16 protein-coding genes are annotated in these 20,160 nt (G+C 66.2%); 8 read left to right on the forward strand and 8 right to left on the reverse strand.

Annotation, left to right across the window (positions count from 1 at the left end; all coding sequences use genetic code 11):
- The first annotated feature begins 82 nt into the window (after positions 1-82).
- Positions 83-1,222, forward strand: coding sequence for an MFS transporter (locus APT63_00415; protein AMA44191.1), 1,140 nt, complete (start codon positions 83-85; stop codon positions 1,220-1,222).
- On the opposite strand, the gene APT63_00420 is transcribed toward APT63_00415, so the two are convergent.
- Both APT63_00420 and APT63_00425 read right to left on the reverse strand, forming a co-directional pair.
- Positions 1,219-2,772 (reverse strand): phospholipase, encoded by a 1,554-nt coding sequence (locus APT63_00420; protein ID AMA44192.1) that lies wholly within the window; start codon positions 2,770-2,772, stop codon positions 1,219-1,221. The two genes, APT63_00415 and APT63_00420, sit on opposite strands and share 4 nt — an antisense overlap.
- 117 nt (positions 2,773-2,889) lie before the next feature.
- Entirely contained in the window at positions 2,890-4,182 is a 1,293-nt protein-coding gene (locus APT63_00425; protein AMA44193.1) for an FAD-dependent oxidoreductase, read from the reverse strand.
- A gap of 262 nt (positions 4,183-4,444) precedes the next feature.
- On the opposite strand from APT63_00425, the gene APT63_00430 reads away from it, so the two are divergent.
- The gene (locus APT63_00430; GenBank protein ID AMA44194.1) at positions 4,445-4,798 is read left to right on the forward strand and encodes a Fe-S oxidoreductase; all 354 of its coding nucleotides are present in this window, start codon (positions 4,445-4,447) and stop codon (positions 4,796-4,798) included.
- A 2-nt stretch (positions 4,799-4,800) separates the two neighbouring features.
- Here the strand turns inward: APT63_00430 and APT63_00435 are convergent, their stop codons facing one another.
- A complete protein-coding gene (locus tag APT63_00435; protein AMA44195.1) occupies positions 4,801-5,289 on the reverse strand; it encodes an AsnC family transcriptional regulator in 489 nt (162 codons plus the stop codon).
- A gap of 156 nt (positions 5,290-5,445) precedes the next feature.
- On the opposite strand from APT63_00435, the gene APT63_00440 reads away from it, so the two are divergent.
- The 5 genes from APT63_00440 to APT63_00460 all read left to right on the forward strand — a co-directional run bounded on the left by APT63_00440 (position 5,446) and on the right by APT63_00460 (position 11,028).
- The gene (locus tag APT63_00440) at positions 5,446-6,747 is read left to right on the forward strand and encodes a D-amino acid dehydrogenase small subunit (protein AMA44196.1); all 1,302 of its coding nucleotides are present in this window, start codon (positions 5,446-5,448) and stop codon (positions 6,745-6,747) included.
- 89 nt (positions 6,748-6,836) lie between these two features.
- A complete protein-coding gene (gene alr / locus APT63_00445; protein ID AMA44197.1) occupies positions 6,837-7,910 on the forward strand; it encodes an alanine racemase in 1,074 nt (357 codons plus the stop codon).
- Positions 7,911-8,029: 119 nt separating this feature from the next.
- Positions 8,030-8,578, forward strand: a complete 549-nt coding sequence (locus tag APT63_00450; protein AMA44198.1) for an XRE family transcriptional regulator — start codon at positions 8,030-8,032, stop codon at positions 8,576-8,578.
- An 86-nt stretch (positions 8,579-8,664) separates the two neighbouring features.
- The gene (locus tag APT63_00455) at positions 8,665-9,081 is read left to right on the forward strand and encodes a cytochrome C (protein AMA44199.1); all 417 of its coding nucleotides are present in this window, start codon (positions 8,665-8,667) and stop codon (positions 9,079-9,081) included.
- An 81-nt stretch (positions 9,082-9,162) separates the two neighbouring features.
- Positions 9,163-11,028: an acetyl-CoA hydrolase gene (locus tag APT63_00460; GenBank protein AMA44200.1), complete on the forward strand. Its 1,866-nt coding sequence runs from the start codon at positions 9,163-9,165 to the stop codon at positions 11,026-11,028.
- A 396-nt stretch (positions 11,029-11,424) separates the two neighbouring features.
- On the opposite strand, the gene APT63_00465 is transcribed toward APT63_00460, so the two are convergent.
- Both APT63_00465 and APT63_00470 read right to left on the reverse strand, forming a co-directional pair.
- Positions 11,425-11,997 (reverse strand): xanthine phosphoribosyltransferase, encoded by a 573-nt coding sequence (locus APT63_00465; GenBank protein ID AMA44201.1) that lies wholly within the window; start codon positions 11,995-11,997, stop codon positions 11,425-11,427.
- A gap of 62 nt (positions 11,998-12,059) precedes the next feature.
- On the reverse strand, positions 12,060-14,069 hold the full coding sequence (locus APT63_00470; GenBank protein AMA44202.1) for an ATP-dependent DNA helicase Rep: 2,010 nt from the start codon (positions 14,067-14,069) through the stop codon (positions 12,060-12,062).
- A gap of 351 nt (positions 14,070-14,420) precedes the next feature.
- Here APT63_00470 and APT63_00475 point away from each other — a divergent pair, with 351 nt between their 5' ends.
- Positions 14,421-16,097, forward strand: a complete 1,677-nt coding sequence (locus APT63_00475) for a diguanylate cyclase (GenBank protein AMA44203.1) — start codon at positions 14,421-14,423, stop codon at positions 16,095-16,097.
- Between the two features lie 40 nt (positions 16,098-16,137).
- Here APT63_00475 and APT63_00480 read toward each other — a convergent pair whose 3' ends face one another.
- The 3 genes from APT63_00480 to APT63_00490 all read right to left on the reverse strand — a co-directional run bounded on the left by APT63_00480 (position 16,138) and on the right by APT63_00490 (position 20,040).
- Complete coding sequence (locus APT63_00480) at positions 16,138-17,526, reverse strand: MATE family efflux transporter (GenBank protein ID AMA44204.1); 1,389 nt, start codon at positions 17,524-17,526, stop codon at positions 16,138-16,140.
- A gap of 114 nt (positions 17,527-17,640) precedes the next feature.
- A complete protein-coding gene (locus tag APT63_00485) occupies positions 17,641-19,035 on the reverse strand; it encodes a hypothetical protein (protein ID AMA44205.1) in 1,395 nt (464 codons plus the stop codon).
- A gap of 111 nt (positions 19,036-19,146) precedes the next feature.
- Positions 19,147-20,040, reverse strand: a complete 894-nt coding sequence (locus tag APT63_00490) for a LysR family transcriptional regulator (protein ID AMA44206.1) — start codon at positions 20,038-20,040, stop codon at positions 19,147-19,149.
- Positions 20,041-20,160 lie beyond the last annotated feature (120 nt).

Consider the following 20,160-nt stretch of genomic DNA (forward strand, 5'->3'; position numbering starts at 1 on the left):
GCCTCATGCACAGCCGGGACGGTACGCGCCGTCCCGGCTGTGTCGTCTTCGTCGATCCGGTTTCGCTGCAAGGAACGCTGCCATGCGCTGGGGTACCTATTTCGCCGTTCTGGGCGCTGTACTGAGTGTCGGGTTGGCCCTCGGGGTCAGCATGCCACTGGTGTCGCTGCGGCTGGAAAGCTGGGGGTATGGCGCCTTCGCCATTGGCGTGATGGCGGCGATGCCAGCGGTGGGTGTGTTGCTCGGGGCCAGCCTGGCCAGCCGCCTGGCAGGCTGGATCGGCGTGCCGAGCGCCATGCGTCTGTGCCTGTGGGGCAGTGCGCTGTCGATCGGCCTGCTCGGGCTGCTGCCTGGCTATCCGCTGTGGCTGGCGCTGCGCCTGCTGATCGGCATGTGCCTGACTGTGGTGTTCGTGCTGGGGGAGAGCTGGATCAACCAGCTGGTGGTCGAGCGGTGGCGAGGCCGGCTCGTGGCGCTGTATGGCAGCACCTATGCCTTGAGTCAGCTGGCCGGTCCGCTGGTGCTGGGTCTGCTGGGGTCCCAGGACGATTTCGGCTTCTGGGCGGCTACCGGCCTGCTCATGGTCGCGCCGCTGTTGCTGGTGGGGCGGAGCGGTGCCCCGGTCGCAGAGGCCTGCAGCGTCACCTTGGGCGATCTGCGCCGGTTCTGTGGACGGCAGCCGGTGATCGCCTGGGCGATCGCGCTGTTCGCCGCCTTTGAGGCAATGATTCTTACCTTGCTGCCGGTCTACTCCCTGCGCCAAGGTTTCAGCCCCGAGATGGCGATGTTCATGGTCAGCACCGTGGTCATCGGCGATGCGGTCCTGCAACTGCCGATTGGCGCGCTGGCCGATCGCTTGTCCCGCCCGGCCTTGTTCAGCGGTTGCGCTTTGGTATTGCTCGGTTCCAGCCTGGCGATTCCGCTGCTGCTGCATACCCCGGCCATCTGGCCCCTGTGGGTGGTGTTCGGCGCCAGCGCTGGCGGCCTGTTCACGCTGTCGCTGATCCTCATCGGCGAGCGCTACCGAGACAATGCGCTGGTGCGCGCCAACGCCCACGTGGCGCAACTGTGGGGCATCGGCTGTCTGCTGGGCCCCTTGCTGGCCGGTGCAGGCGGGCAATGGGTGAGCGGGCACGCCCTGCCGTTGCTGATGGCGGCAGGGGCCTTCGGCCTGGTCCTGCTGACGCGTCGTCGCGGCGCCTTCGAGGTGGCCAAGATCTAGAGCATGCGCTCCAGGCCGACGGCCTTGCTCACCCAGGCGTTGAAGCGACGCCACGTGCCGCCGGGTTCGTGGGTCAGCACATGGCGCTGGCCATTGTCCTCGGTGACCCACACCAGCTCGCCCTCGCGCAGCTCGGGTTGGTAACTTACCGCGGGCGCCATGCCCTGCAGGGCCAGTTCGCGGGTGTACTCGGCCAGTTCCGGGCTGTCCACCATGACGCCGACCTCGGTGTTCCACAGCACCGACCGTGGGTCGAAGTTGAACGAGCCGACGAAGGTCTTGCTGCGGTCGAAGATGATCGCCTTGCTGTGCAGGCTGGAGTTCGAGCTGCCCTTGTAGCTCAGCTTGGCGCTGGAAGGGTCGCCCGGCTGACGGCGCATCTCGAACAGCTGGACGCCATGGCGCAGCAGAGCCTTGCGGTAGGGTGCATAGCCACCGTGCACCGCCGGTACGTCGGTGGCTTCCAGGGAGTTGGTTAGCAGCTTCACCGTCACGCCTTCGTCGGACTTGCCGGCCAGGTAGCGCAGACCGTACTCGCCCGGCACGAAATAGGCCGACAGCAGGATCAGCTCGTGCTGCACGTCGTTCAGGGCCGGCGCCAACTGGCGGGTCATCAGCAGGGCCGGATCCGGTTCGCCTTCGGCCAGGATCTTTTCGGGGGCGTCCCACAAGGCTTGGGCGTGGGCCCAGATCAGTTCCTTGCGCCAGGTGTCGAGCCTGGGCTCGGTCTGGTAGGCCATCAGCCGATCGTACAGCGCTTTGCGCTCGACCTTGGCCTTGGCCAGCGATGCGTCCAGGCGTGCCCGGCTCACACGCAAGGCATCCGGGCTGGGCGGCTCCGAGAGAAAATCGCCGATGGGGCGGCTCAGCTCGCTGTTCCAGTACTGGTCGAAACTTTCGCCGAGCTGCCGTGCCACCGGGCCGACGCCGAGCATGTCGATGTCGGTGAAGTTCATGTTCGGTTCGGCGTCGAAGTACTCGTCGCCCAGGTTGCGTCCGCCGACGATGACCATGCTGGTGTCGGCCATGAACAGCTTGTTGTGCATGCGCCGGTGCTGCAGCGACAGGTTGAACAGGCGCCCGAGGGCGCGGGTGACGCCCGTGCTGCGGCCCTGGTGCAGCGGGTTGAAGACCCGGATCTGGATGTTCGGGTGCGAGGCCAGGGTCGCGATGGCGCTGTCCTGTCCGGCACTGGTGGTGTCGTCGAGCAGGATGCGTACCCGCACGTCACGGTCGGCGGCCAACAGCAACTCATGAATCAGCGCGCGCGTGCTCAGACCGTCGTGCACGATGTAGTACTGCAGGTCGATGCTGACCTGGGCGTTGCGAATCAGCTCGGCACGGGCACGGAAGGCGTCGGTGCTGTTGGACAGCAGGCGAAACCCCGACTGCCCCTGATGCGGCGCAGCCTGGTGCAGAACGGAGCGGCCGAACGCCGACTCGTCGGCAGGCAGGACGTGGCTGGTCTCATGGGGCGCATTGACGCTGGCGCAGCCTGAAACGACGAACAGCGTGGTCAGCCAGACAGGCAAGGCTCTCTGGAGTCTCAAGGAGGTTCATCCTGTAGGAACGGGGGTCAGGGATATGGACCGTGCGTGTACACAGAAAGTTACGGCCGGGTAGCGCCGCACGGTTGTCTCGTTTCGGAGGACGACCGTGCGCGCCCCTCAGGCCAGCTCCTTGAGCCGATGCCAGAGCATGCCCAGCGCCAGCAAGGGCGAGCGCAGGTGCCGGCCGCCGGGGAAGGTCATGTGCGGGACCTTGGCGAACAGCTCGAAACGGCCGCTTTCCTGGCCGCTGATCGCCTCGCCCAGCAGGCGCGCCGCCAGGTGCGTGGCGTTGAGGCCATGGCCGGAGTAGGCCTGGGCATAGAACACGTTGGGGTGTCGGCTCAGGCGCCCGACCTGCGGCAGGCGATTGGCGCCGATGCCGATCATCCCGCCCCATTGGTAGTCGATGCGCACATCGGCCAGTTGAGGAAAGACCTGAAGCATCTTGGGGCGCATGTAGGCCGCGATGTCCTTGGGGTCACGTCCGGAGTAGTGGCAGGCGCCGCCGAACAGCAGACGGTGATCGGCGCTGAGCCGGTAGTAGTCCAGCGCCACGCGCTGATCGCACACCGCCATGTTCTGCGGCAACAGCGAACGGGCACGGGCTTCGCCCAGCGGCTCGGTGGCGATGAGGTAGCTACCGGCCGGCAGCACCTTGCCACCCAGCTCACGGTCGAGGCCGTTCAGGTAGGCATTGCAGCACAGCACCAGCGTCTTGGCCCGCACCCGGCCCTGGGCCGTGTGTACCTGCACCTCGGCGCCATGATCGATGCGCGTGACCTCCGACTGCTCGTAGAGCTTCACGCCCAGGCGGCTGGCCACCGCTGCTTCGCCCAGGGCCAGGTTGAGCGGGTGCAGGTGGCCGGAGCCCATGTCGATCAGACCGCCGGCATAGCAGTCGGCGCCTACCACGCTGTGCAGATCGTCCTTGCCGACCAGACGCAGCTCGTGGGCATACCCCAGGCTGCGCAGATGCTCGACGTCCTCGGCGAAGCCCTTCAGTTGCGCAGGCTTGTTGGCCAGGTCGCAGTAACCCCAGGTGAGGTCGCAGGCGATGGCATGCCGCTCGACCCGCTCACGCACGATCTGCACGGCTTCCAGCCCCATCAGGTGCAGGCTGCGCACACCGTCCTCACCCAGCACCGGCAGGAACTGCTCCAGCCCATGACCGACGCCGCGAATCAGCTGCCCGCCGTTACGCCCGCTGGCGCCCCAGCCCAGCTTGCGGGCTTCCAGCAGAACCACCGAAAAACCACGTTCGGCCAGCTCGATGGCGGTGTTCAGGCCCGAGTAGCCACCCCCCACGATGCACACATCGGCACGTTGCTCGCCTTGCAGAAAGGAATGCGCCGGGTGCGGCATGCTGCTGGCGGCGTAGTAGGAGGCGGTGTGCTGTGCGCTGTGGATCATGGGGCGGGTCCTGGGTGATCGACCGAGCAGGGAGGATAAGCGGGGGCTACGCGGTGAGCAACCGGGCCGACGCGCGGGACGTTCGCAGACGCTGCCATTCGGTACGCTGACCGGCGCTGCAAGCGAGTAGAATGCGAGGCTCACGCGACAGGCACGTTCTGCAGGACGTCGTGGGCGCCTTCGCGCTTTCTCGACCGTTTAGCAGAGGCGACCTGACCGTTTCCAGTGCGTCTGCACCTTCGGATGAACAGCCTTTTCCGTCATGTCCTGTAATCGCCACAAGATCCACTTCCTGCGTGAACTCATCCCGTCGTTCGAATGCGTGCCCGGCTGTCATGACTGCTGTGGCCCGGTCACCACGTCCACGGACGAAATGGCCCGTCTGCCCCGCAAGTCGCCGGCCGAGCAGGCGGCGGCGCTGGAGCGCCTGGACTGCGTTCACCTGGGGCCGGACGGCTGCACGGTGTACGAGGAGCGCCCGCTGATCTGCCGGCTGTTCGGCACCACTCCGCGCATGGCCTGCCCGCGCGGGCGTGGTCCCGAGCCGATGATCGAGCCTGCCGCGGAGCAGTTGGTGCACCAGTACATCGCCAGTACGCGCCAGGTCCTGGTCTGACCTCAGTCCGGGATCGGCAGGCAGAGGCTTTCCTTGACCTCCTCCATGACGATGTAGCTCTTGGACTCGCGCACGTGGGGCAGCTTCAGCAGGATGTCGCCCAGCAGCTTGCGGTATGACGCCATCTCCGAGATGCGCGCCTTGACCAGGTAGTCGAAGTCGCCGGACACCAGGTGGCACTCCAGCACGTGGGGCAGCTTCAGCACTGCGCGGCGGAACTCCTCGAAGGTGTCGCCCGACTTGTAGTCCAGGCTGATTTCTACGAACACCAGCAGGCTGGCCTTGAGCTGTTGTGGGTTCAGCCGCGCGCTGTAGCCCATGATGATGCCCTCGCGCTCGAGACGACGGACGCGCTCGGTGCAGGGGGTGGTCGACAGCCCGACTTTCTCGCCCAGTTCGGTGAAGGAGATACGCCCCTCGTCCTGCAGGATGCGCAGGATGTTGCGGTCGATCTTGTCCAGTTCACGCTTGCTTTGATGCTGGGTTCTCATAGGGGATGCGCCTTTGCGAAAGCTGATATAGCCAAGAATTCTCGCCAAATATAGGCTTTTATATAGTGAATTGCACTGCCTCCAACTTCTTATACTGCGCGCATCGGGCAGTGCCCAGGATCGAGGTCGCGGCGTGCCGCGCAAGAGGGAAGAGCGATGCGAGTGATGGTGCTTGGGGGCGGTGTCATCGGCACGGTCAGTGCCTACTACCTGGCCCGGCAGGGCTTCGAAGTGGTGGTGGTCGATCGCCAGCCGGCCGTGGCGCTGGAGACCAGCTTCGCCAACGCCGGGCAGATCTCCCCAGGCTATGCCTCGCCCTGGGCGGCCCCCGGCGTACCCCTCAAGGCCATCAAGTGGCTGCTCGAGCGCCACGCGCCCCTGGCCATCAAGCTGACCGGCGACGTCGATCAGTACCTGTGGATGGCCCAGATGCTGCGCAACTGCACGGCGTCGCGCTATGCGGTGAACAAGGAGCGCATGGTCCGGCTGTCCGAATACAGCCGTGACTGCCTCGACGAGTTGCGCGCCGAGACCGGCATCGCCTACGAGCACCGCACACTGGGCACGACCCAGCTGTTCCGTACCCAGGCGCAGCTCGATGCGGCGGCCAAGGACATCGCCGTGCTCGAGCGTTCCGGCGTGCCTTACGAACTGCTCGACCGCGATGGCATTGCCCGTGTCGAGCCGGCACTGGCCCGCGCCCGCGACCTGCTGGTCGGTGCCTTGCGTCTGCCTAACGACCAGACCGGCGATTGCCAGCAGTTCACCCGCCGCCTGGCGGAGATGGCCGAAGGGCTGGGGGTCGAGTTCCGCTTCGGCCAGGACATTCAGCGTCTGGACGTCACTGGCGACCGGCTCAATGGCGTGTGGATCGACGGTACGCTGGAAACGGCAGACCGCTACGTGCTGGCCCTGGGCAGCTACTCGCCGCAACTGCTCAAGCCCCTGGGTATCCGGGCGCCGGTCTATCCGCTCAAAGGCTACTCGCTGACCGTGCCGATCACCGACCCGGCCATGGCTCCGTCGTCGACCATTCTCGATGAAACCTACAAGGTGGCCGTCACGCGCTTCGACGACCGCATCCGTGTCGGCGGCATGGCCGAGATCGCCGGCTTCGACCTCTCGCTGAACCCGCGTCGGCGCGAGACGCTGGAGATGATCGTCAACGACCTTTATCCTCTCGGCGGTGACCTGCAGCAGGCCAGCTTCTGGACCGGGTTGCGCCCGGCGACCCCCGATGGCACGCCCATCGTCGGCGCCACGCCCATCCGCAACCTGTTCCTCAACACCGGGCACGGTACGCTGGGCTGGACCATGGCCTGCGGTTCCGGTCGCCTGCTGGCCGACCTGATCGCACACAAGACGCCGCAGATCAGCGCGGCCGGTCTGGACCTGTCGCGCTACGGTGCAGGGGGTGCGCATGCCCGGTCGGGCAGCGCCACTCCTGCGCATACGTAACACGCCTCCGGTCGCCAACCGTTGTCGTCGGTGCAGGGTCGACCTGCGCCGACTCGAACCTCCAACCGCTTTACCAGAAGGCTGTCTTCATGCGTCCCGCCCGTGCCCTGATCGATCTTCAAGCCCTGCGTCACAACTACCGGGTGGCCCGTGAGCTGGCCGGTGCCAAGGCGCTGGCCGTGGTCAAGGCCGATGCCTACGGGCATGGTGCGGTGCGCTGTGCGCTGGCCCTGGAAGCCGACGCGGACGGCTTCGCCGTGGCCTGCATCGAAGAGGCGCTGGAACTGCGTGCCGCTGGCATCAAGGCGCCCATCCTGCTGCTCGAAGGGTTCTTCGAGGCCAGCGAGTTGCCGCTGATCGCCGAGCACGGCCTGTGGTGTGTGGTGCATGCGACCTGGCAGGTCGAGGCCTTGGAGCGCGCACGCTTGCACACGCCCCTGAACGTCTGGCTCAAGCTCGACACCGGCATGCACCGGGTCGGCCTGCACCCCAAGGATTACCTGACGGCCTACGAGCGCCTGCTGGCCAGCGGTCAGGTCGCGCGCATCGTGCTGATGAGCCATTTCGCCAGGGCGGACGAGCCGGGCGTCTCCACCACGGGTGAGCAACTGGCCGTGTTCGATCAGGCGCGTCAGGGATTGCAGGCCGAGACCAGCCTGAGCAACTCGCCGGCCTTGATCGGCTGGCCGTCGGTACGAAGCGACTGGGCACGTCCCGGCATCATGCTGTACGGCGCTACGCCGTTCGAGGCCGAACAGTCCCAGGTCGAGCGTCTGCAGCCGGTGATGACGCTGCAATCGCGGGTGATCAGCGTGCGCGAACTGCCGGCCGGCGAGCCGGTGGGGTACGGCGCGCGGTTCATCTGCGCGCGGCCGACGCGCGTGGGCGTGGTCGCCATGGGCTATGCCGACGGCTATCCACGGCATGCCCCGACTGGCACGCCCGTGCAGGTGGCCGGGCAGCCGAGCCGCCTGGTCGGCCGCGTCTCGATGGACATGCTTTGCATCGACCTGACCGACGTGCCCCAGGCCGATGTCGGCAGTCCGGTCGAGCTGTGGGGCAAGCAGGTGCTGGCCAGCACCGTGGCGGCCCATGCCGAGACCATTCCCTATCAGCTGTTCTGCAACCTCAAGCGCGTCCCGCGCGAGTACCACGGCGACTGAACCGACGCGGGTCCAGGTCAGTGGCAGGGGTTGGGGTGTTGTAAATACTGAACGCTGTTACCATGATAGCGATCACTGCCCCTCGACCCTTGTCCGCTCGCCTTAAGGAGACTCACGCTTTGGACGTCGGCCAACGACTGCAAGCCATTCGCACGCTCAAGGGCCTGTCCCAACGGGAGCTGGCCAAGCGCGCCGGGGTGACCAACAGCACCATCTCGATGATCGAGAAGAACAGCGTCAGCCCCTCCATCAGCTCGCTGCGCAAGGTGCTGGGCGGCATTCCGATGTCCATGGTCGAGTTCTTCTCCGTGGAACTGGAGCCGGAAACCCCGTCGCAGATCGTGTACAAGGCCCATGAACTGCTCGACATCTCCGATGGCGCGGTGACCATGAAGCTGGTCGGCAAGGCGCATTCCAGTCGGGCGATCGCCTTTCTCAACGAGGTCTATCCACCCGGAGCCGATACCGGGGACGAGATGCTCACCCATGAGGGCGAAGAGACCGGCATCCTGCTCGAAGGGCGGCTGGAACTGGTGGTGGGCTACGAGACCTTCGTGCTCGAGGCCGGCGACAGCTACTACTTCGAAAGCACCCGGCCGCACCGTTTTCGCAACCCGTTCGACGAGCCTGCCCGGCTGATCAGCGCTGCCACGCCGGCCAACTTCTGAAGACCTTGACGGCGGGACGCCAGGCTCACCGGCCAGCGACCCGCAGGCGCTCACCCGATCCGACCCTCATGACCCCGAGGCGACCTGTGAACCTGATCCACCGTTTGGCAACGTTATCGCTGCTCTACACCCTGGGCCTGGCCAGTGCCGTACACGCGACACCCGACGACGACATGGCCCGGCGCCTGGCCCCGGTCGGCCAGGTCTGCGTTCAGGGTCAGCCCTGCGACGAGCCGCCGGCCACTCGCCCGGCCGTCACGGGACGCGACCCTGCCGAAATCGTCACCCGGCATTGTCAGACCTGCCATGGCATGGGCCTGCTCAACGCACCCAAACCCGGCGACACGTCGGCCTGGCAAGCGCTCGCCGACCGCAATGGCGGCCTGGACGGCCTGCTGGCCCGGGCGATCAGCGGGGTCAACGCGATGCCGGCGCGGGGCACGTGCGGCAACTGCACCGACGACGAATTGCTCAGCGCCATCAAGCAGATGTCCGGCCTCTGAGCAGGCGGTAGACCCGGCGGGGAGCAAACGCGTGCGGGCATCGGTCCAACGGCTGCATGCAAGGACGTCCGGGAGGCCAAGATGCCGCATCGCTGCTCCATCGAACAGGCTGTCGACCAGGTGCTGGCGCGTCTGCCCGCACACATCCACATGGGCCTGCCCCTGGGCCTGGGCAAGCCCACGGCCTTCGTCAATGCGCTGTACCGACGGATTCGCCAGACCCCGGGACGTCAGCTGACGATCTATACCGCATTGACACTCGGCAGGCCTGCGTTGGGCGATGGCCTGCAGCGGCGCTTTCTGGAACCGTTCGTCGAGCGCGTCTTCGCCGATTGCGAGGAGCTCGACTACCTGGCCGACCTGCGCGGCGACAGCCTGCCCGGCAACATCCGGGTCGAGCAATTCTTCATGCAGCCCGGCAGCCTGCTGGGCAGCCACACGGCGCAACAGGCCTACGTCAGCAGCAACTACAGCCATGCGGCGCGCGATATCAATGCCAAGGGCCTGAACCTGGTGGCGCAGCTGGTGGCTACCACGCCCGAGCGCCCCGGGCACGTGAGCCTGGCCTGCAACCCGGACATCACGCTCGACCTGCTGCCGATGCTCGACAAGCGCCGCGCCAGGGGCGAGACCGTGTTGGTGCTCGGGCAGCCCCATGACGAGCTGCCGTACATGCCTGGCACGGCCGAACTGCCTGAAACGACCTTCGACCTGCTCATCGATCAACCCGAGACGCGTCGCCTGTTCTCCACGCCGAACATGCCGGTGTCGACGCAGGATCATTTCATCGGGTTGTACAGCAGCCTGCTGGTGCGCGACGGCGGCACCCTGCAGATCGGCATCGGCGCCATGGGCGATTCGGTGACGGCCGCCTTGCTGGCGCGCCAGGGGGACAACGACGGCTACCGCGCCCTGGCCGAAGAGCTGCAGCTCACACCCTGGCAGACGTTGATCGAGCGGGAAGGGGGGCTGGCGCCCTTCGCCAAAGGGTTGTACGGCTGCAGCGAAATGTTCGTCAACGGTCTGCTGGCCCTGGCTGAAGCCGGCGTGGTGCGACGGCCGGCGGACGAGCACGGCGTGCTGGTGCATGGTGGGTTTTTCCTGGGGCCGGGCAGTTTCTACCAGCGGCTACGGGAAATGCCCCTGGCGCAGCGCGCCCGTTTCGCCATGACCGCGATCAGCTTCATCAACGAGCTGTATGGCGACGAAGCGCTCAAGCGGCGCCAGCGCCGTGATGCACGGTTCATCAACACGGTGTTCGGCATGACCTTGATGGGCGCGGCGGTGGCCGACCAACTGGAAGACGGTCGTGTGCTGAGCGGCGTGGGCGGGCAGTACAACTTCGTCGCCCAGGCCCATGCCCTGGAGGATGCGCGCTCGCTGCTGCTGGTGCGCAGCTGGCGCGAGTCCGCGGGCGAAGTCACCTCGAACCTGACCTGGACGTACGGGCACTGCACGATTCCTCGGCATCTGCGTGACCTCGTGGTGACCGAGTACGGCATCGCCGACCTGCGTGGGCAGACCGACAGCGAGGTAATCGCCCGGCTGCTGGCGATCAGCGACTCGCGGTTCCAGCCAGAGCTGATGGCCAAGGCCAAGGCGGCCGGCAAGCTGCCGGCGGATTTCCAGCTCGATCCGCGGTTCACCGACAACACGCCCGAACGGCTCGAGGCGATTCGCCAGCGGCATGGACGGTTGTTTCCGGAGTATCCCCTGGGCTGCGATTTCAGCGACGAAGAGCGGGCGCTGCTGCGTGCCCTGGACTGGCTCAAGCGCAAGTTCAGGCTGAGCGAAATGCTGGACCTGGGCAAGGCGGCCCTGGATGCGCCGGCGCCCGAGACCTTCCCCGCGCACCTCGAACGTATGGGGCTCGAGCAGCCGCAAGGGTTCAAGGAGGAGCTGTATCAGCGGTTGTTGCTGGCGGGGTTGCAGGCGACGCAGGGGTAAGGGGGCAGTGTCTGAGGCGGGCTGTGAGCGGTGTGCATCATGCCGATCAGGCGGCGCTTCCTGACGGGCCCTGCGGGCCCGATCGCGGCCGGTCCGGCGCCCCGGCAGGTGCCGCTCCTACACCCGTAGTTACACCGCGGCGATGCAGGTCATCGCGGTCCCTGTGGGAGATTCTATGGTTTCTGCCAAGTGCTGATGTGAACCCTGGCGGGCCCAATCGCGACACAGGGGTCGCTCCTACACCCGTAGTCGCACCACGGTGTTGCAGGTCATCGCGGTCCCTGTGGGAGCGGCCCCAGTGCCGCGATCGGGCCCGCAGGGCCCGCAAGCAAGCCCTGCACATCGAGTGCCCTGCACCGCGCCGACAGCACCGCCCGACGGCCTCCGAAGCCGACCTCACTCCACGAAGCTGACGACCCCACCGGCCAGCGACTTGACCCGCGCCAGCGATTCGACCCGGTAGCCCTGGCTGTCCAGCTCGGCACGCCCGCCCTGGAACGACTTCTCGATCACGATGCCCAGCCCGGCGACGGTGGCGCCGGCCTGCTTGATGATCGAGATCAGCGCCTGGGACGCCTTGCCGTTGGCCAGGAAGTCGTCGATCACCAGGACGCGGTCATGGCTGCTCAGGTGACGCGGCGAAATGGCCACGGTGTTTTCGGTCTGCTTGGTGAACGAGTACACCGAGGCGGTCAGCAGGTTCTCGGTCAGGGTCAGCGACTGGTGCTTGCGGGCGAAGATCACCGGCACGCCGAGCTTCAGGCCGGTCATGACCGCAGGTGCGATACCGGAGGCTTCGATGGTGACGATCTTGGTCACGCCCGCCTCGGCGAAGCGCTGGGCGAATTCGTCACCGATCAGTTGCATCAGGGCAGGGTCGATCTGGTGGTTGAGAAACGCATCGACTTTGAGAACCTGGTCGGAAAGCACGATGCCTTCTTCGCGAATCTTCTGGTGCAGTGCTTCCACGGCGGTAGTTCCTCGATGTAACGGACAGAGCCACGGCAACGGCCGTGGCATAGATGGGTGGTCTAGCGTTTGAGCATGGCGCGAATGTCGGCCAGTGCGTTGTTGCCGCGCGCGGCCTTGACCTCCACCGGCGCGTCGTCGAGGCCTTCCCAGGCCAGGTCGTCGGGCGGCAGTTCGTCGAGGAAGCGGCTCGGTGTGCAATCGATGATCTCGCCGTACTGCTTGCGCTTGGCGGCGAAGGTGAAGGCCAGGGTCTGGCGGGCACGGGTGATGCCCACGTAGGCCAGCCGGCGCTCCTCCTCGATGGTGTCGGCCTCGATGCTGGAGCGATGGGGCAGGATCTCTTCCTCCATGCCCATGATGAACACGTAGGGGAATTCCAGCCCCTTGGAGGCGTGCAGGGTCATCATCTGCACGCCTTCGGCGTTCTCTTCTTCTTCCTGCTGGCGCTCGAGCATGTCGCGCAGCACCAGCTTGCCGATGGCGTCCTCGATGGTCATCTCGCCCTCTTCGTCCTTCTCGAGGGTGTTCTTCAGCGCATCGATGAGGAACCAGACGTTGCTGATGCGGAACTCCGCCGCCTTGTCGCTGGCGGTGTTCTGGCGGATCCAGTTCTCGTAGTCGATGTCGCGCACCATCTCGCGCAAAGCGGCGATCGGGTCGTCCGAGGCCACCCGCTGGCGCACGCCGTCGAGCCAGTGCTTGAAGCGCTGCAGGCGTTCGGTGTAACGCGCGTCCAGGTGCTCGCCCAGCCCCAGCTCCTCGCTGGCGGCGTACATCGACACGTCGCGCTGGGTGGCGTAGTTGCCGAGCTTCTCCAGCGTGGTCGAGCCGATCTCCCGGCGCGGCACGTTGATCACCCGCAGGTAGGCGTTGTCGTCGTCGGGGTTCACCAGCAGCCGCAGGTAGGCCATGAGGTCCTTGACCTCCTGGCGCCCGAAGAAGCTGTTGCCGCCCGAGAGCCGGTACGGCACCTGGTGGTGCTGCAGTTTCAGCTCGATCAGCTTGGCCTGGTAGTTGCCCCGGTAGAGGATGGCGAAGTCGCGATACGGCCGGTTGGTGCGCAGGTGCAGCGTGAGGATTTCCATGGCCACGCGCTCGGCCTCGGCGTCCTCGTTGCGGCAGCGGATCACGCGGATCTCGTCGCCATGGCCCATCTCGCTCCACAGCTGCTTCTCGAACGCATGGGGGTTGTTGGCGATCAGCACGTTGGCGCAGCGCAGGATGCGGCTGGTCGAACGGTAGTTCTGCTCGAGCATGACCACCTTCAGGGACGGGTAATCGTCCTTGAGCAGCATGAGGTTCTCGGGCCGAGCGCCGCGCCAGGCATAGATCGACTGGTCGTCGTCGCCGACCACGGTGAACTGGTTGCGCGTGCCGATCAGCATCTTCACCAGCAGGTACTGGCTGGCGTTGGTGTCCTGGTATTCGTCCACCAGCAGGTAGCGCACGCGGTTCTGCCACTTCTCCAGCACGTCGGGGTGGGTCTCGAAGAGCTTGACCGGCAACAGGATCAGGTCGTCGAAGTCCACCGCGTTGTAGGCCTTGAGGGTGCGCTGGTAGTGCGTGTAGACGATGGCGGCGGTCTGCTCGCGCGGGTTGCGAGCCTTCTCCAGGGCTTCGGGCGGCAGGATCAGGTCGTTCTTCCAGGCCCCGATCATGTTCTTGACTTCGTCGATGCCGTCGTCGCCCGCGTACTCCTTCTGCATGATGTCGCTGAGCAGCGCCTTGATGTCGGTCTCGTCGAAGATCGAGAAGCCCGGCTTGTAGCCCAGCCGCGCATGTTCCTTGCGGATGATGTTCAGGCCCAGGTTGTGGAAGGTGCAGACCGTCAGGCCGCGTCCTTCGCCGGGGCGCAGCAAGGTCCCGACCCGCTCCTTCATCTCGCGCGCTGCCTTGTTGGTGAAGGTCATGGCGACGATGTACTGGGCGCGGATCCCGCAGTTCTGTACCAGGTGGGCGATCTTGCGGGTGATCACGCTGGTCTTGCCGGAGCCGGCACCGGCGAGCACCAAAAGAGGGCCGCCGACGTAGTTCACGGCTTCTTGCTGCCGGGGATTGAGTCGGGACATGGCTATAAACCGGGGGGAGCAGAAAATAGCCGCGCATTCTAACAGGCATGCGGCAGATGGTGGATAACCGTCTGCCCAGTCAGGAAACGAGTCGAGCGCAGCGCGTCAAGGCGGTCATCCAGCGACGGAAGAAATTTTCGAGGTCACTGGAAGGTCGATGGTAATGGCAGCAGGCTGCGAGAGGAGGTTTGCCGAGTTCGGTAGAATCGAGCAGGATGCACGACATAATGGGTCGCAAGCCAATAGCAAAATGGCATGATTCAAGTGAAAAGCATTATCAAACATACGTTAGGATGTCGGTCATTCGCTGCGTCATGTCGTTGTGACACTTCCGCGGCGTAAGGAGCATGCTTGTCCACGCTTGTCGTACCCTTGCGTCTGTTGCTGCTGGCCAGTGAACCGTACTGGGCTGCCGCCTTGCGCGAGCATTTGCCCCTGGCATCCGCCCATCACGCTGTACTGCTGACTGCGCCAAGCTGGGATGCCGTGGACAGCCTGTTCGCCGACGACCGCTTGACCATCGTACTGACCACGCCCGACCTGCAGCCATGCGTCGAGCGTTGCGGTTTGCCGATGGTGCTGCTGCTGGAGCAGGACCCCGAGGAGCTGCCACTCGGCGTCAGCGACTGGCTGGTTCAGGGCCAGCTCACCCCCGACACTTTGCGCCGGTGCCTGCGCCACGTACGCGAGCGTCGCCTGCTGGAAACGACCCTGCAACGCCTGACCGAACTCGACGCTTTGACCGGAGTGGCCAACCGCCAAGGGTTCCAGGCCCTGCTGACTCGACGGCTGGCCGAGCACGAGGGCCGTGGCGTGGCCTTGGGTCACCTGGACCTGGACAACTTTCGGCATGTGAACGATGCCCTCGGTCACCAGATCGGTGACCGCCTGATCCTGCAGGTGGTCGACCGCCTCAAGCAGCAGCTGGGGCCTGACGATCAGATCGCCCGGCTGGGCAGCGACGAGTTCGCCTTGCTGATCGACACACGACAGCAGGCTGCACGGGCCGAGCAGGTGGCCCGTCACCTTGTCGATGCGCTGAGCGAGGCCTTCTGGGTCGAGGGTGAAAGCGTGCTGCTGGGGTGCAGCCTGGGCGTGGCCCATGCTCGTGCCCACAATGGCCCCGACCCCCTGATGTGGCATGCGCACATCGCCATGCAGCAGGCCAAGCGCAGGCGCGGCTGTACCTTTCATGTGTTCGACGAGCGCATCAACCGTCATGCACGCAGCCTGGCCGATCTCGAAAGCGAATTGCGCCGGGCCCTGCGTCGCGACGAGCTGGAGCTGCACTACCAGCCACGCCTGGACCTGGCCAGCGGGCGCATCGTCGGGCTCGAGGCGTTGGTGCGCTGGCGGCATGGCGAGCGGGGTCTGTTGCCGCCGGGCGAATTCATTCCCCTGGCCGAACAGAGCGGCCTGATCGTGCCCCTGGGCTACTGGGTCATCGCCCGGGCGCTGCGCGATACCCAGGTCTTGCGCGCGCGTGGCCTGGCGCCCTTGCACATCGCCGTCAACCTGAGTTTCCGGCAATTCCACGACAGCCAGTTGCTGGCGACCTTGAGCCGGCAGATCGCCGAGTACGGCATCGACGCCAGCTGGCTGGAATTCGAGCTGACCGAGACGGCCGTGATGCACTGCAACGAGCGCGTCCAGCAGACCCTGGATGCGCTGGGTCGCTTGGGCGTGAGGTTCTCGCTGGACGACTTCGGCACGGGGTTTTCCTCGTTCGTGCACCTGAACAGCCTGCCGATCACCCTGCTCAAGGTCGATCGCAGCTTCGTCGCCGGCATGGAGCAGCGCGAGGAAAGCCGCAAGCTGGTGCAGGCGATGATCAACCTGGCACACAACCTCAACCTGCACGTGGTCGCCGAAGGCATCGAGAACGAGCGTCAGCTGGCCCTGCTGCGCGACTATGGCTGCGATCAGGTGCAAGGCTTTCTGGTCAGCCGGGCCTTGCCCATCGACGAACTCAGCGCCTGGCTGAGGGAGACAAGCGCCCGGTACGGTCGCTTCGACTACCGCCACTGAGGCATCCGGCCAGGCAGACTACCCTGACCGGATGCCTGGCTCAGCCCAGCGCCGGTGCCTGGCCGGCACGCGCTGCCCGCCGCAGCAGGCGCCCGGTCCGCCACTCGAACGCCACCACCAGGCAGATCGACGCGCAGGCCAGGCCCAGCGCCAGCCCCCACCAGATGCCCAGCGCACCGCCCTCGAAGGTGAAGGCGAACAGCCAGGCACTGGGCGCGCCCACCAGCCAGTAGCACCCCAGGCCGATCAGGAAGGTGATCTTGGCGTCCTTCAGGCCACGGATCGAGCCCATGGCGATGCTCTGCACGCCATCGAACAGCTCGAACCAGGCCGCGACCATCAGCAGCCCCACCGCCAGGTCGAAGATGGCGGCGAACGCCGGGTCCTGCCGGTCGATGAACAGCCCCACCAACGTGTCGGGCTGCAGCCAGAACAGCGCGGCGAAGGCGAACATGAGCGAAGCGCCGAAGGCGATGCCGACCCGCCCAGCGCTGCGCGCGGCGAGCAGCCGGTCAGCCCCGTAGTACAGGCCCACGCGCATGGTCACCGCGTAGGACAGCCCGGTCGGCACCATGAACGCGGTGGACACGATCTGCAGGGCGATCTGGTGCGCCGCCAGCTCGGTGCTGCCCAGCAGGCCCATGCACAGGGCGGCGAAGGCGAACAGGCCGATTTCTACCATGTAGGTGCCGCCGATCGGCAGGCCCAGGCGCAGCAGCTCGCGCAGGGCCGTCCAGGACGGACGCAGCAAGCCTTGGCGCAGCGGGTAGGCGTCGTAGGCGCGGTGCCAGCGGATGTACAGCGCCAGGGCCACGGCCATGCCCAGCGAGACCACCGCTGTCACCAGGCCGATGCCCATCAAACCCAGTTTCGGCAGGCCGAACATCCCCTCGATGAGCGCGTGGTTGAACAGGTAGTTGACCACCGTGCCGACCAGGCTGATCACCATCACCGGCGTGGAATGCCCCAGGGCGCTGGTGAAACCGCGTAGTGCCATGAAGCTCAGGTAGCCCGGCAGCGCCAGGGGCAGCAGCGTAAGGAACTCGGCGGCCGACGCGACGTTGTCCGGCTGCTGCCCGAACAGCAACAGCACCGGTTCCAGGTTCCACAGCGCCAGCCCGGCCAGCAGGGACAGGCCCCAGGCCAGCCACAGGCCGTTCTGCGCCAGGCGCGTGGCGCCCTGGACGTCGCCGCCGCCCTGGCGGATCGCCACCAGCGTGCCGACGGCAGCGATCACTCCCAGGCAGAAGATCGACACGAACGAGTAGGTCGCCGCGCCCAGGCCTCCGCCGGCCAGAGCCTGGGGGCTGATGCGCGCCATCATCAAGGTGTCGGTGAGCACCATGAGCATGTGCGCCAGCTGCGACGCCACCAGCGGGCCTGCCAGCCGCAGCAGGGCTTTCAGTTCGGTAGTGGGGGCGACGTGCATGGTGACATCCTCGAAAGCGCGTGACAGGGCAGACCGAGGATTCTGAGGCTTTGGTCAGGATTGCACAAAGGGCGATGGCGCAGCGGGCGCTTGCGTCATCGCCGAGCGCAACCGTTACACGGTGTCGAGACCCAGTTCCGCCGCGCACTGGGCCAGCGACTGCCGCTCGGCCTGGGCATACAGCGCCAGCTCATCGGCCACCGTCATGCCCAGGGCCGCCTCGAAGGCCTGACGGTTGGCCTGGCCCGCGTAGCTCGCCTGTGCCTCGCCGCCCAGGTTCGACTGGAAGATGCCTGCCGCGCTGACCGGCAGGAAGTCCTCGTACACCAGCGCTTCGTACTGCACGTGCCCTGCATCGATCAACGCCTGCAAGTGGCGTGGACGCTCCGCCGAGTGCCGCGCCGCGCGCCCTGCGTCGGTCACCGCATAACGGAAGTACGCCAGGCCCTGCGCGCGCATCTGCGCCAGGTCATCCGGAAAGTCGGCGAAGCAGGCATGCAGCAAGGCGTTGTAGTGCTCGGCATTGGCGTCGGTCGGTGCGCCGCCCAGTGCCTGACGTGTGGCGTCGAGCAGGCGGTCGTACAACTCACGGCCCTTGGGCGTCAGGGCCGCACCGCGTTGCTCGATCTCGCCGAAGCGTGCGGTATGGCTACCGTGCCCGGCAGCGTCGCCGACGAAGGCGACCGGCTCCTGCAGCGCCTTGAAGCTGGTTTGGCGCAGCAGGATCGGATGACGCCGAGTCGGCGGGCCTTCGATCACCGCCTTGGGCGAGATGCCATGGGCCGGCATGCCGGTCTGGATCGCATCGATGTCCAGGGTGCGTGGCGTCAGGTGATTGATGTGCGGCCCCTTGAACGCCACCACGTCGGCGATCAGCCGGTGCTGGTCGTGCAGTTGCCGGTACTGTTCGGCCGTGACGGTGGCCTCTCGGTGCCAGCGAAAGGTCTGCAAGGCTTCCTGGACGAAGCTGTCGGCATCGTCGGCGCTCAGGCCGCCGTCACGCTCGCACTGCTCGATCAGCGCCCGCACCTTGGGCGTGAAGATGTCACGTGCGGCGAGGATCCGTTCGGCCAGTGCCCGCAGGTGCGGGTCGTCGATCAGTTCCAGGCGCAGCAGCGAGGTGAACACCCGGAAAGGGTTGGCCCGCAGGGCCGCGTCGTCCACCGGGCGAAACGCCGTGGAATGCACCGGCACGCCGGCGCAGCTGAGGTCGTAGTAGCCCACCGGCTGCATGCCCATCACGGCGAACAGGCGGGCGAGGGTCGCCAGCTCCGCCGTGGTACCGACCCGGATCGCGCCATGCCGCTCCTGGTCGAGCCGCTCCAGGTCGCCGGTCCAGCGCAGGGTGTCGGCCAGCGCGGGCTGCGCGTCCAGCACCTGGCGGTTGACGTCGCTCACCAGTGTCAGCAGCGTGCCGTACAGCGGCACCTCCTGCTTGTACATCAACGACATGGCGGCGGAGAACTGCGCGCGAATGTGGTCCGGGCTGACGAAGGCATGGGCAGACATCGTAGGATTCCTGGCAGAAAAGGGACGGTTACATGAAAGCTGGGAATGCCCCGGCCCTACAAGCGAAAAAAAGTGCGTGCTTCATTCCTTTTCCGATCGACCCTAGGTGCCCTACAGCGTCTTGACCTGGGCCTCGATCCATTCCACCAGCGCACGTACCTTCGGCACCTCGGCAGCATGCTCGGGGAACGCCAGGTAATGCGCGCCGTGGCTGCGCATGGCGTGGCCCCAGGGGATCACCAGGCTGCCGGCCTCCAGTTCCGGCAGCGCCAGGTAGCGCGGCACCAGGGCCACGCCACAGCCGGACTGCGCCGCGCTCAGGGCCATGTAGAAGGTGTCGAAGCGCGGGCCCTGGTAGCTGTTGGCGCTGTGCAGGCCCTGCTCCAGGAACCAGTCGTGCCAGGCCTGCGGGCGCGAGGCGCTTTGCAGCAGGACCAGGTCGGTCAGTTCGGCGGCTTCGCTCAGCGTGCGGCCGGCCAGCAGCTCGGGCGCACACACCGGCACCACCTCTTCACGGAACAACTCCACGCAGGTGGCCCCCGGCCAGGTGCCCTGGCCGAAGAAGAACACCACGTCGGCGGTGGCCTGGAGCAGGGCGAACGGCTCCATCTCGTTGCGGATGTCCAGGTGGATGTTCGGGTGCCGCTTGCCGAAACCCTTGAGGTGCGGGATCAGCCAGCGCACGCCGAAGCTCGGCTGGGTGACCACCTTGAGCACTTCGGTCTGCTCGCCATAGGTCAGCACGTAGCGGCTGGACATGTCCACCTGGGTGAGGATCTTGTCCACCTCGGCCAAGTACAGGCTGCCGGCCGGCGTCAGTTGCAGGCGCCGGCGGATGCGCAGGAACAGGTGATGCTGGAGCAGGTCCTCGAGCTGGGCGACCTGCTTGCTGACCGCGCTCTGGGTCAGGTGCAGCTCTTGGGCCGCGCGGGTGAAGCTCAGGTGACGTGCGGCCGCTTCGAAGCACTGCAAAGCGGTCATGGAAGGGACGAGGCGTTTGGACATGGCGATCTCTGAGAAGTCATTACCCAGCGGAATGATAAGCGGAATAAAGGTCGTTTGTGGCTCGGGTATCGTCGGATTAATACTGATCCTCAGTGCATTCCACCCCATTCGTTGCAGGAG

This window comes from Pseudomonas monteilii (assembly GCA_001534745.1).
GTDB classification, from domain to species: Bacteria; Pseudomonadota; Gammaproteobacteria; order Pseudomonadales; family Pseudomonadaceae; genus Aquipseudomonas; species Aquipseudomonas alabamensis.